Raw genomic sequence first — 12,184 nt, 5'->3', positions numbered from 1 at the left:
TCAGGCACGGACGCGGCCGTGACCCGGTTCAGAGAAGACCGGCTTCGCTCGCCTTCCCGATGGCTTCGACGCGGTTGCGGGCACCGAGTTTGTGCAGCGCGGACTGCAGGTACGTCTTCACCGTGTTCCGCGCCAGGCCGGTCGACTCGGCGATCTCCGGATTCGTCTGGCCCTGGGCGGCCAGCCGCAGCACCTCGTACTCGCGCCGCGTCAGGCCGCTGCGGGCCAGCGCGTCGGATCGCTGGCCGTCGTCGGGGAAGATGCGCGGGTCGACGACGCGTTCGCCCTTCAGCACCTGCCGCAACGCCGCCACCAGGTTCGTCCCGGCGACGTCCTTGAGCAGGCAGCCGTGCGCGCCGGAGTCCAGCGCCGCCCGCACGCCCTGGTGGTCGCCGTGCGCGGTGAACACCACGATCCGCCCGGCCGGGTGCACCTGCCGGAGTTCGGCGATGACCTCGGGCGCGAGCATGTCCGGCAGCCGCAGGTCCAGCAGGATCAACGCCGGCTTCAGTTCGCCCGCCCGCTGGATCGCGGCCCGGCCGGTCTCGGCCGAACCGATCACGGTCATCGCCGAGTCGTACCGCAGCAGCAGGCTCACCCCGTCGCGGACCACCGGATGGTCGTCCACGACGAGCACGGTCACCGGCGGCGGCACGGTTCCGGCACCCAGGCGCGCAGCGTGCAGCCGTCGTCCTCGTCGCGGACCAGGCTGACCCGGCCGCCGAGCCTCGCGGCGCGTTCGGCCAGCGCGCGCAGTCCCATCCCGGTGCCGGGTTCGGGATCTCCCGCGTCCTCGGCGCGATGACCGGTCCCGTCGTCGGCGACGACCACCTGCACTCCTTCCTCGCTGGGCAGCAGGCTGACCACGACCGACAGCGCGTCGGCGTGTTTCTCGACGTTGAGCAGGCCTTCCCGGACGGCCGCGACCAGCAGTCCGGCGCGTTCGGCGTCCAATTGCGGCACCTGGGCGAGCTGGACGAACCGCGCGGGGACCCCGCAGCGGGCCTGGAACGAGCGGCAGTGTTCGGCCAGTTCCACCGGAAGCGCGCGTTCCGGGCTCGCCTCCGACAGCGCCAGCAGCGACTCGCGCAGCGCCCTGGACGCGGCGGAGACATCACCCTCCAGCCGCTTCAGCCGTGATTCGAGCGCCGGGTTGTCGCTGATGTCCTCGTGCAGGTTCCGGACCTGGACGCCGATGGAGAACAGCAGCGCGCCGACCGAATCGTGCAGCGCGCTCTGCATGCGGAGCCGTTCGGCGGACAGCGCGGTCTCGCGGTCGGACTCGGCGACCGTCGCGAGTTTCAGGGCCCGGCCCGCCTCACTCGCGATGTCTTCGAGGGACTTCACGGCGTCGTCGCCGAAGTCGCGAGGCTCGCGCATGGCGGCGTAGGCGATGGCGACGGTCTCGGTCCCGTTGAGGATCGGGACCGCGATCATCGCCGCCAGTCCCTCGCCGCGGACCTGCGCGTCGAACTGGTGGGTGATACTCGGCGAGCTGACGTAGTCGTTGACCCGGACCGGCCTGCCCAGTGCGAGCACGCGGCCGCCGATGCCCTGGCCGATCGGGACGGCGAGGTCCTGGAGCGCGTCCGTGCGGGTGCCCGACATCCAGCGGATCACCGCCTGTTCGGGTCCCGTCAGCTCGGCGACGAACCCGGAATGCGTGCCGATCGACTCGCGGATCAGCCGCGCGGTGCCGTTGAGCGCCGCGACCCGGTCGAGGGTGGCGAGCAGCTCCTCGCGCTCACGCAGAAGCCCGCCGAGTACCGCGCTGTGCTCGGCGGCGAGGTCTTCCGCGACGTGCCGTTTCGCCGTCACGCGCTCACGATCGCATACCGGGACGGCTTTCGGACATACCCGACCGGAGAGGGTGCCCGCTATGCATCCGGGGCCGAGTTGTCTTGAATGGACCCGTGGAGATCCTGGCCGACGCCGCGACGCTGGCGCTGTATACGACCGACGCCTCCAACTACCGGCACGTCCCCCAGGGCGTCGTCCTGCCGCGGAACACCGGCGAGGTGATCGAGGCCGTCGCCGCCTGCCGGGAGGCCGGGCTGCCGGTGATCGCCCGTGGCGGTGGCACCAGCGTCGCCGGCAACTCGTGCGGGCCGGGCGTCGTGATCGACACGTCCCGGCACCTCGGCGGTGTGCTCGACCTCGACCCGGCGTCGAAGACGGCGAGGGTGGCGCCCGGGACCGTCCTCGACGACCTCCAGGCACTCGCGGCTCCGCACGGGCTCCGGTTCGGCCCCGACCCGTCGACGCATTCGCGGTGCACGATCGGCGGGATGATCGGCAACAACGCCTGCGGATCGCACTCGGTCGCCTGGGGACGCACGGTCGACGTCGTCCGCGAGCTGGACGTGCTGCTCTACGACGGCACCCGGCTCACCGTCGGCCCGACCACACCGTCCGAAGTGGACGCCCGGGCGGCCGTGCCCGGTACCGAAGGCCGGGTCTTCTCGGAACTGCGCGCGCTCGTCCACGAAAACTTGGCGTTGCTGCGCACCGAGCTGTCCGGCTTCAGCAGGCGGGTGTCCGGCTACGGGCTGGAACACCTGTTGCCGGAGAACGGTTTCGACGTCGCCAAGGCTCTCGTCGGCAGCGAGGGCACCTGCGTGACCGTGCTCGAAGCGACCGTCTCGCTGGCCGAGGTACCGAAGCGCAAGGTGCTCGCGGTGCTCGGTTTCGAGTCCGACATCGCCGCGGCCGACGCCGTCCCGGCGATCCTGCCGTGGTCGCCGCTGACCGTGGAAGGCGTCGACGCGGACCTCGTCGCGCTGCTGGAACCCGGCCGTGCCGACGGCCTCCCGCCCGGTGGTGCCTGGCTGTTCGTCGAGATGACCGACCCGGACCGCGCGCGTGGGCTGATCGCCGACCTGCGCGGCGCGCTGACCGGATCCGCGCTGCTCGACGACGCGGCCGCGCAGAAGCGGCTCTGGCGCATCCGAGAGGAAGGCGCCGGACTCGCGACGCGGCTGGCCGGCGGCGAGGAGGCCTGGCCAGGGTGGGAAGACGCCGCCGTGCCCCCCGAACGGCTGGGCGCCTACCTGCGCGAGTTCAAGGAGCTGATGCGGAGGCACGGCCGCAAGAGCGTGGTCTACGGGCACTACGGCGAGGGCTGCCTGCATCTGCGGCTGGACTTCGATCTCCTTTCCCCGCAGGGGATCGCCGGGTTCCGGTCGTTCCTCGAAGAGTCCGCGGACCTGGTCGCGGCACACGGCGGCTCGCTGTCCGGCGAGCACGGTGACGGCCAGGCCCGTTCCGAACTACTGCCCAGGATGTACAGCCCCGAGATCCTCGCGCTTTTCGAGCGATTCAAGGGGATCTTCGATCCGGCGGGCATGATGAACCCCGGCATCCTGGTCGATCCGAGGGCGGTCGACGCCGATCTGCGGGTGCGTCGCGCGTCGCTGGAACTCGAAGACGTCACCGCGCTCGCGTATCCGGAGGACGAGGGGAGCTTCGGGCAGGCGATGCGGCGCTGCGTCGGCGTCGGGAAATGCCGCAACACCACCGGTCCCGGCGTGATGTGCCCGAGTTACCGCGCCACCCGCGAGGAGAAGCACTCGACGCGGGGCCGCGCGCATCTGCTGGCCGAAATGGTGAACGGCGAGCTGATCACCGACGGCTGGCGTTCGGAAGAGGTCGCCGAAGCACTGGATCTCTGCCTGTCGTGCAAGGGATGCCTGTCCGACTGCCCGGTCGATGTCGACATGGCGACCTACAAGGCGGAATTCCTGCACCAGCACCACAAGGGACGACTGCGCCCGGCGTCGCACTATTCGATGGGCTGGCTCCCGGTGTGGCTGCGCGCCGCCGCTCTCGCGCCGCGGCTGGCGAACACGGTGTCGCGGCGGTTCTCCGGCCTGCTGAAACGCCTCGGCGGGATCGCGCCGGAACGCGAGCTGCCGACGTTCGCGCGGACCCCGTTCACCCGGCGCCGCGAGGATCTCCGGCGATGGGCGACCGGTGACCGGCGCGTGGTGCTGTGGCCGGACTCGTTCAACAACTACCTCACTCCGGACGTTCTCGACGCCGCGGCCGAGGTGCTGACCGCGGCCGGGTACGACGTCGTCCTGCCCGATCGCGGGGTCTGCTGCGGGCTCACCTGGATCTCCACCGGCCAGCTCGACGTCGCGAAGAACGTCTTGCGCCGCACAGTTTCCGTCCTCGAACCGTATCTGCGGGCGGGATACCAGGTGGCCGGGCTGGAACCGAGTTGCACGGCGTTGTTCCGCGGCGATCTCCCGGCCCTGCTGCCGGACGATCCGATCGCGAAACTGCTCTCGGAGCAGACCCGGACGTTCGCCGAACTCATCGAGGAGTCGCCGCTCGAATTCCGTTCGCTGGACGTCGAAGCGCTCAGCCAGGTCCACTGTCATCAGCACGCCGTCCTCGGGTTCGGCGCCGACGAGGCCGCGATGCGCGCCGCGGGAATCCGGAATTCCACAATGGACTCCGGCTGCTGTGGACTGGCGGGCAACTTCGGTTTCGAGCGCGGGCACTACGACGTCTCGGTGGCCTGTGCCGAGGACCGGATGCTGCCCGCGATCCGCGCCGCGGCCGACGGAACGGAAGTGGTCGCGGACGGGTTCAGCTGCCGGACACAGATCGAGCAACTCGACGGACGCAAGGCCTTGCACCTGGCGGAACTGTTACGGCGCGCCCTTCCTTAGCCGGTGGTCGCGCTCGGCGTACTTCTTCAGCGTCAGCAGCTGTTTCCGCATCATGATCAGGTCGCCCCAGCCGAGCAGGAACTCCTTGAGACGGCCTGGGAATCCCTTCGAGGTCACGACTATGCGGCACAGCATCCGGCAGCTGTCCGCGTCGATCGGCTCCACCGAGTAGGTGGCGGCCACCGGGCCGAACAGTTTCTCCGACCCGCCGAAGGTCCGGCCGGTCAGGCTGTGCCCGGCGTCGACCTCGGTCAGGAGGAACACGATCAGCGTGTCACCTGGAGCGAGTTCGTCGGCGCCGGGCGTGAGTTCGCGCGGACTGCGGTGCCCCCGGTTGTCGAGCAGGTCGTAGCTGTAGGGCGCGACCGAGATCTGGCAGAGCCAGCGGTAGGCGAGCGCGGCGGGCGCGTGCACGGTGACCGCGCGGTCGAACCGCGCGATGGTGCCGTCCAGCAGGGTGTCCGCCGGTTGCTCGCGGCGGCGTTCTTCCGGGGTCGCGCCCCAGTTCGCGGGTGATCCGAAGGGCATGGCCACCTCCCGTACGGTGCCGTATGGTTTTCCGTACGGTAGCGTATGCCCTGTGGTCGGGAAAAGGAAGCTCGCCCGGGAGGACTGGGCGGACGCCGCGCTCGAGGCGCTCTGCGACGGCGGGGTCGCCGCGATCGCCGTCGAGCCCATCGCGGCGAAACTCGGAACGACGAAAGGCAGTTTCTACTGGCATTTCGCGAACCGGGACGCGCTGGTCGAGGCCGCCGTGCGCCGGTGGGCCGAACAGGACACCGAGGCGCTGATCGCGTTGCTGGACGGCATCGCCGACCCGGCGCGGCGGCTGAACGACCTCTTCGGGCTCGTCTTCGGGGCGAAGGACGACGACCTGGCCGAACTGGCCCTGCTCGCGCACGCCGGCGACCCGGTGATCGGCCCGCTGCTGGCCGAGGTCACCGCCCGGCGCGTCGAGTTCATCGTCCGGTGCTTCCGGGAAATGGGCTGTCCGGAAACCGAGGCGAACCACCGCGGACTGTTGGCCTACACGGCTTTCATCGGGCTGATCCAGGCGCAGCGGGCGAGCGGCGGGGTGCTGCTGGGCGCGGCGGAGCGGCCGGGGTATCTGGAGTTCCTGCGGGGGATCATCACGAGCTGAACGACCACCCGCGCCGACCGGCCGGAGGGTTGCGAAAGCCACTTTCGCAACCCTCAACGTTGCGAAAGTGGCTTTCGCGAAATCAAGCGCTTCCGGTCCCCATCGCCACTCACGACCACCAAGCGCGGGCGAGGCTTTCCAGTGTCGGCTCCTCGGGCGCCGGAAGCACCTTCAGATACCAGGTGAAGTTGCTGTAGACGTGCAAAAGCGCGTACGCCAGGCAGCGTCGCGGAAACTCCTCAGCGGGGCGTGAGCCGTACCCGGTGAGGAAGCGGCGCAGGAAGTCCTTGTCCCCACTGGAAACGAACAGTCCGACGGCGACGAAGTCGTACTCCGCCGCACCGCGCATCGCCGGTTCGAAGTCGAAGACCCCGGTCAGCCGCGGGCGTTCGCCGTCGCGGGTGATCATGACGTGGTCGCGCATGAATTCGGTGTGCAACGGGACGACAGGAGGCCTGCCCAGGTCGACGGAGTCGAGGAACGCCGGGATCTGCGCGATCCAGCTCTCGTCGAGGCCGGTCCGGCGGTGGTGCTCGACGACGTTCGCGCGTTGTTCGGCGAGGAACGCGGCCCAGTCCGGCGGATCGAGGGCGTCCAGGCGGGGATCGCGCAGCGAATGCAGGGCGGCCAGTGCCTCGCCGAGTTCGGGGGCGAGCAGCTCTTTGTCCTCTGTGGACAGTTTCGGCCAGGCGTCCTTCAGCGTCTCGCCGCGCAGGCGTTCCATGAGCACGTAACCCCAGCCGTCCCGCTCGCCGACGGCGTGCACACCGGGCGTCGGGATCGGCAGTTTCCCGTGCAGGACTTCGAGCATCGTCCGCTCGGTGGCGAGTTCGTCGAGGTGTACCGGCGGGAACAGCTTGAGCACCAGGTCTTCGCCGACGGCGTACACCGGGAGCGAGCCTTCGGTGAACGCGACGACCTCGCCGAGGCCGAGCGACGCGGTCAGCGACGTCACCGCCGGAAGCAGGTCTTGCCTGGTCAGCGTGTCGAACTCGGCTTCGGTGCCGGCGGGTGGGAACGAGGTCACGAGCCGACCGTAGAGCAGCGGCCCCGGCGGTGGCGACCGATTACCCGCTGCGCTCCAGCAGTGTCCGGGCCGCGCCGAGCACCAGACGGCAGACGTCGTCGGGATCCGCGCTGGCCAGGGGTTCCTTGCCGGTGATCTCGCGGACGAGGCCGATCCCGAGCAGCCAGGCCAGGATGAGGTCGGCCCGCAGGTCGGCGTCGTCGGCGTCCGTGAGGGTCGCCAGGACCTTCGCGTACTCCTCGCCGAGTTGCCGCCGCACCGCGGCCGCGGCGCTGTCGTGCCCGGTCGAGCGCAGATAGGCGTCCAGGGTGCGGTCGCGGCCGCTGTCGGACTCCAGCATGCTCCGCAACGCCGTCCTGAGCAGGTCGGTCGGGGGAGTGCTGGCGATCAGTTCGCGCCCGCCGCGCGCCAGGACCTCTTCGAAAAGCGCGTCCTTCGAGCCGAAGTAGCGGAACAGCAGCGCCTGGTTGGCGCCGGCGAGTTTCGCGATGTCGCGGACCGTGGTCCGGTCGAAGCCGCGCTCGCCGAACAGGACCGCCGCCGCGTCGAGCAGCGCCGCCCTGGTGGCGGCCGCGTCGCGCTTGCGGACCTGCGGTTCTTCCGTCATCGGGGACAGGCTAGCCGGACGTCGCACGGTAGGCGCATTGACGCTCACCGTGATCATGGCTAGCGTTGTAAGCAGTTGCTTACAAACCCGATATCGGGGGGTTTCCGGACAAATGACCACCACCCATACCGAACCCGTCGCCTATCCGTTCAACGAAGACGCGGGTCTCGACCTCAACGAGGCCTACGCCGCCGCCCGCGACGCCGAGGGCATGATCCGCGTGCGTCTCCCGCACGGCGAGCCCGCCTGGCTCGCGACCCGGTACGCCGACGCGCGTTTCGTGCTGGGCGACCGGCGGTTCTCCCGCGCCATGGCCGTGGACAAGGACGAGCCGCGGATGGCGCCGGGCAGGCGGCCCGGCGGGATCCTGAGCATGGACCCGCCCGATCACACCCGGCTCCGCACGCTGGTCGCGAAGGCGTTCACCATGCGCCGTGTCGAACTGCTGCGGCCGCGGGTCGCGGATCTCGCGGCCGGCCTGATCGAGGACATGAAGGCCGCCGGGCAGCCCGCCGACCTGGTCGAGGACTACGCGCTGCCGATCCCGGTCGCGGTCATCTGCGAACTGCTCGGCGTGCCCGTCGAGGACCGGCCGAAGTTCCGCGTGTGGAGCGACGCCGCGCTGTCGACCAGCCCGCTGACCACCGAACAGATGATGGCCAACCAGGACGAACTGCGGGCGTACATGCACGTGCTCGTCGAAGAGCACCGCGCCAACCCGCAGGACGACCTGATGACCGCGCTGATCGAAGCGCGCGACGTCCGGGACAGGCTGAGCGAGCTGGAACTGGTCGACATGTGCATCGGCATCCTGATCGCCGGGCACGAGACCACCGCGAGCCAGATCCCCAACTTCGTCTACGCGCTGCTCGAACAGCCTGATCAGCTGGCCCGCCTGCGCGAGAACCCGGACCTCATCCCGGCCGCGGTCGAGGAATTGCTGCGGTTCATTCCTTTGGGTGCAGGAGCCGGGTTCGCTCGCTACGCCAGCGAAGACGTCCAGGTGGGTGACGTGCTGGTCAAGGAAGGCGAGCCGGTGATGGTCGCGATCGGCGCCGCCAACCGGGACGCGCTCCAGTTCACGTCGGCCGAGACCCTCGAATTCGGCCGGGACGCCAACCCCCACCTCGGATTCGGTCACGGCGTGCACCACTGTCTCGGCGCGCCGCTGGCCCGGCTGGAACTTCAGGAGGCGTTGCGGGCCCTGTTGCGCGATCTCCCCGGACTGCACCTCGCCGGGGATATCGTGTGGAAGACGCAGATGCTGGTGCGGGGGCCCCGCTCGATGCCGATCGGATGGTGACGATGAGCTGGAATGTCGAGGTCGATGGAGGAACATGCATCGGCTCGGGGATGTGCGCTTCGCTGGTGCCGGAGGTCTTCGAACTCGAAGGCGCCACGGCGACCGTGGTCGCGGGTGAGGTGAAGCCGGACGAGACCGTTCTCGACGCGGCGGATTCCTGCCCCGCGATGGCGATCGAGGTCAAGGAAATGGGTGAGGTCATCGGGCCCCGGCCCTGACCGTCTCCCTTTAATACGTGGCGGTCGTCGGTGAACAGGGGTAGGACGGCTGGGTGAGCGATGACAGCTTGACCATCCGCACTCTGACCACCGACGACCTACCCGCGTTCTCGGAAATGCTGGCTCGCGCCTTCCTCACCAACCCGACGGAGGAGCTGAAGCACCGCGAAGAGCTGGTGTTCGAGCCGGAGCGTTCCCACGGCGTCTTCGACGGCGATGAACTGATCGGGGCCGGGGAACTGCTCACCCGCGAGATCACCGTGCCCGGGGCCGGGCAGACACCGCTCGCGGCGGTGACCTCGGTCGGCGTGGCACCGGACCACCGCAGGCGTGGTGTGCTCACCCGCGTCATGCGGGCCCAGTTGCACGGCCTGCACGAAGACGGCGGCGAGGCGATCACCGCGCTGTGGGCGTCGGAATCCGTCATCTACCCCCGCTTCGGTTACGGCCTGGGGGCGCAGTTCTATCGCGCGACCGTTCAAGCGAAGGCGGCGTTCCGGCCGGGCGTCGAACTCGAAACCGAGCGGGTGCGGGAAACCGGGCTCGAGAAGGCGATCCCGCTGATCAAGGCGATCTACGAAAGGGAGGCGCCGCTGCGGGTCGGCGCGCTCGGCCGGACCGAGTCGACGTGGGAGTTCCTCCTCGACGACCCGGAATACCGCCGTCAGGGGTTCACGGCGTTGAAATTCGCCGTGCTGTCTGACGGCTACGCGATTTTCCGCGTGAAGAGCGACTGGAGCGAAGAAGGGCCGCGCGGAACGCTGAAAGTGGTGGAACTGGTCGCCACGACGCCGCAGGCGTACGCGACTCTGTACCGCTACCTGCTCGACTATGACCTGACGACCACGATCGAGGCGAACGCCGCGCTCGACGAGCCGCTCATCCACATGCTCGCCGATCCTCGCAAGATGTCCCGGTCCGCCGGTGACTCGCTGTGGGTCCGGCTGGTCGACGTCGATCGCGCGCTGAAGACCCGCCGCTACACCACCCCGGTGGATCTCGTATTCGGCGTCGAGGACGCCTTTTGCCCTTGGAACACCGGGAACTGGCGGCTCGTCGCCGACGCGGACGGGAACGCCGAGGTGACGCGGGTGGAGGACGCGCCCGATCTCGAACTGGACGTCATCGACCTCGGCGCGATCTTCCTCGGCGGGACCCGGCCGAGCACCCTGGCCGCGGCCGGGCGGATCCGCGAGCGGACCGCCGGGGCGGTGTCGCGGGCGACGGCGGCGTTCGCCACCGACCGTGAGCCGTCCTGCCTGGAATCCTTCTAGCCGCCCAGGACGCCGTGCTCGGTGACCACCGCGGTGACCAGTTCGAACGGCGTCACGTCGAAGGCCGGGTTGAACACTTCCGCACCTTCGGGGGCCACCCTCGTCCCGCCGAAGTGCAGGACTTCGCCGGGATCGCGTTCTTCGATCGCGATCCCGGTGCCGTCCGCCATCGCGGTGTCCACAGTGGACGACGGGGCGACGACCACGAACGGGATCCCGTGGTGCTTGGCCGCGATCGCGAGGCCGTAGGTGCCGATCTTGTTGGCGACGTCGCCGTTGGCGGCGATCCGGTCGGCGCCGACGAGTACGGCGTCCACCTGGCCGCGCGCCATCGCGGCGGCGGCCGCGCCGTCGGGCTGGATCCGGTACGGGACACCGGCCTCGGCCAGTTCCCACGCGGTCAGCCGGGCGCCCTGCAGCAACGGCCGGGTCTCGTCGACCAGAACCGATTCGACCAGGCCGCGGGCGTGCAGATGCCAGACGACGCCGAGCGCGCTGCCCCAGGCGACCGTCGCGAGACGCCCGGCGTTGCAGTGGCTGAGCAGGCGCAACGGGCGTCGCTCGCAGTGTTCGAGCACCACGTCGGCCGCCAGCCGGGAGGCCTCGTGATTGATGCGCTCGTCCTCGTCGAGGATCTCCAGCGCCTCGGCGAGGACGGCGTCCGGCCCTTCCGGGAGTTTCGCGAGCGCGCGGGAGACGCCCCAGCTCAGGTTGACCGCGGTCGGCCGGGCCTTCGCGACACGTTCCGCTTCCGCCTCGACGTCACCGCCCGCCCGGGTCGCGAGTACCACCCCGAGCGCGCCCGCCGCGCCGAGCGCCGGTGCGCCGCGGACCGCGAGCCGTCGGATGGCGTCCACGAGCTCGCCGACCGTCCGCAGTTCGAGCACGCGATGTTCGGCGGGGAGGGCGGTCTGGTCGATGATCGCGACGGCGTCGCCGGTCCAGTCGATCGTCCTGCGCATGGTTCGGATCCCCCGGGATTATCCAGTTGTCCGGCCGGGCCGGTTCGGTGAGGATGCGGCTCGTGACCATTGAACGCCACCATCCGCCCGGTCTGCACCCGACGCCCACCTACCACCACGTCACCATCGTCGAAGGACGGCGGGACGTTCACCTCGCCGGCCAGTGCCCGCTCGCCGAAGACGGCAAGGTCGTCGAGGGCGACGTGCTCGCCCAGGTCGACCAGGTCGTCGCGAACACCGCGGCCGCGCTCGCCTTCGCCAAGGCCACCCCGGCCGACGTCGTGCGCACGGTGATCTACGTGGTGACGCCGGACGCCGACGTGCTTTCGGCGGTGTGGGACCGGTTCGTCGAGTCGGAGATCGGCGAAGCCTTCACGACCGCGAGCACCCTGCTCGGCGTCGCGCAGCTCGGCTATCCCGGGCAGCTCGTCGAACTCGACGTCACCGCCGCCACGGCCTGACGCCCCTCGCCGCGATTCGGCACCTGAATCGCGATCAGGTGCCGGATCGCGATTCAGGTGACGATGGTGACCACCTGGTCACCGGCCTTCGCGGCGCCGGCGAAGAAGGTCACGAGGTCGTCGTAGCCCGCGCGTACGTAGTCCAGCGCGTCGGGCTCGTCCCAGATCTGCGGGTAGATCCCGTTGGCGTCCAGTTCCGCGAGCTCGACACCGCTGGAGAGCTGATCGAACCCGGTCCGCGACAGCTCCGCCGAGATCGTCTCGACTTCGGCCGCGGTGAAGTACCGCGGCGGCCCGTCACTGTCGGCTTCCCCCAGCAGCGCCCCGCCCAGTACGAAGTCGACCTCGAACCCGGCCTTGCCGATCAGGTACCACAGCGCGTGCCAGGCCTTGTCGACATCCGCCGCCCGCTCGGTGTCCCGGGCCTTGTCGGCGTACTCCCAGTACCGCTCGGGTTTCTCGCGCAGCTCACGGAGTTCTTCGGACGTGACCCGCAGATAAGCACCGCACAT

13 protein-coding genes are annotated in these 12,184 nt (G+C 69.9%); 6 read left to right on the top strand and 7 right to left on the bottom strand.

Annotated features, from left to right (window positions below):
- Positions 1-28: 28 nt before the first annotated feature.
- Positions 29-655, bottom strand: a complete 627-nt coding sequence (locus tag H5J31_RS05840; protein ID WP_328701389.1) for a response regulator transcription factor — start codon at positions 653-655, stop codon at positions 29-31.
- Positions 640-1,818 (bottom strand): GAF domain-containing sensor histidine kinase, encoded by a 1,179-nt coding sequence (locus H5J31_RS05835; protein ID WP_181771419.1) that lies wholly within the window; start codon positions 1,816-1,818, stop codon positions 640-642. Before H5J31_RS05835 ends, H5J31_RS05840 begins: the two co-directional genes overlap by 16 nt.
- Positions 1,819-1,913: 95 nt before the next feature.
- Between H5J31_RS05835 and H5J31_RS05830 the strand changes: the two genes are divergently transcribed.
- Complete coding sequence (locus tag H5J31_RS05830; RefSeq protein WP_181771418.1) at positions 1,914-4,679, top strand: FAD-binding and (Fe-S)-binding domain-containing protein; 2,766 nt, start codon at positions 1,914-1,916, stop codon at positions 4,677-4,679.
- On the opposite strand, the gene H5J31_RS05825 is transcribed toward H5J31_RS05830, so the two are convergent.
- Complete coding sequence (locus tag H5J31_RS05825; RefSeq protein ID WP_181771417.1) at positions 4,659-5,207, bottom strand: hypothetical protein; 549 nt, start codon at positions 5,205-5,207, stop codon at positions 4,659-4,661. The genes H5J31_RS05830 and H5J31_RS05825 overlap by 21 nt on opposite strands.
- A 52-nt stretch (positions 5,208-5,259) precedes the next feature.
- Between H5J31_RS05825 and H5J31_RS05820 the strand changes: the two genes are divergently transcribed.
- Entirely contained in the window at positions 5,260-5,820 is a 561-nt protein-coding gene (locus tag H5J31_RS05820) for a TetR/AcrR family transcriptional regulator (protein WP_181771416.1), read from the top strand.
- Positions 5,821-5,929: 109 nt separating this feature from the next.
- Here the strand turns inward: H5J31_RS05820 and H5J31_RS05815 are convergent, their stop codons facing one another.
- Positions 5,930-6,847, bottom strand: a complete 918-nt coding sequence (locus tag H5J31_RS05815; protein WP_181771415.1) for an aminoglycoside phosphotransferase family protein — start codon at positions 6,845-6,847, stop codon at positions 5,930-5,932.
- A gap of 40 nt (positions 6,848-6,887) precedes the next feature.
- Positions 6,888-7,454 carry a TetR/AcrR family transcriptional regulator gene (locus H5J31_RS05810; RefSeq protein ID WP_181771414.1) on the bottom strand — a complete coding sequence of 189 codons (567 nt, stop codon included), beginning with the start codon at positions 7,452-7,454 and terminating at the stop codon, positions 6,888-6,890.
- Positions 7,455-7,566: 112 nt separating this feature from the next.
- Here H5J31_RS05810 and H5J31_RS05805 point away from each other — a divergent pair, with 112 nt between their 5' ends.
- The 3 genes from H5J31_RS05805 to H5J31_RS05795 are packed head-to-tail and all read left to right on the top strand — an operon-like array spanning position 7,567 to position 10,249.
- Positions 7,567-8,757 carry a cytochrome P450 gene (locus tag H5J31_RS05805; protein ID WP_181771413.1) on the top strand — a complete coding sequence of 397 codons (1,191 nt, stop codon included), beginning with the start codon at positions 7,567-7,569 and terminating at the stop codon, positions 8,755-8,757.
- 2 nt (positions 8,758-8,759) lie between these two features.
- Positions 8,760-8,975, top strand: a complete 216-nt coding sequence (locus H5J31_RS05800; RefSeq protein ID WP_181771412.1) for a ferredoxin — start codon at positions 8,760-8,762, stop codon at positions 8,973-8,975.
- Between the two features lie 53 nt (positions 8,976-9,028).
- Complete coding sequence (locus tag H5J31_RS05795) at positions 9,029-10,249, top strand: GNAT family N-acetyltransferase (protein ID WP_181771411.1); 1,221 nt, start codon at positions 9,029-9,031, stop codon at positions 10,247-10,249.
- On the opposite strand, the gene mtnA is transcribed toward H5J31_RS05795, so the two are convergent.
- Positions 10,246-11,211 carry an S-methyl-5-thioribose-1-phosphate isomerase gene (gene mtnA, locus H5J31_RS05790; RefSeq protein WP_181771410.1) on the bottom strand — a complete coding sequence of 322 codons (966 nt, stop codon included), beginning with the start codon at positions 11,209-11,211 and terminating at the stop codon, positions 10,246-10,248. The two genes, H5J31_RS05795 and mtnA, sit on opposite strands and share 4 nt — an antisense overlap.
- 62 nt (positions 11,212-11,273) lie before the next feature.
- On the opposite strand from mtnA, the gene H5J31_RS05785 reads away from it, so the two are divergent.
- Positions 11,274-11,672, top strand: coding sequence for a RidA family protein (locus H5J31_RS05785; RefSeq protein WP_037346722.1), 399 nt, complete (start codon positions 11,274-11,276; stop codon positions 11,670-11,672).
- A 53-nt stretch (positions 11,673-11,725) separates the two neighbouring features.
- Here the strand turns inward: H5J31_RS05785 and H5J31_RS05780 are convergent, their stop codons facing one another.
- A complete protein-coding gene (locus tag H5J31_RS05780) occupies positions 11,726-12,184 on the bottom strand; it encodes a YfbM family protein (protein ID WP_236004737.1) in 459 nt (152 codons plus the stop codon).

The sequence above is a fragment of the Amycolatopsis pittospori genome, assembly GCF_013870525.1.
Taxonomy (GTDB): Bacteria; Actinomycetota; Actinomycetes; order Mycobacteriales; family Pseudonocardiaceae; genus Amycolatopsis; species Amycolatopsis pittospori.
This window is presented reverse-complemented; position numbering and strand designations above follow the sequence as displayed.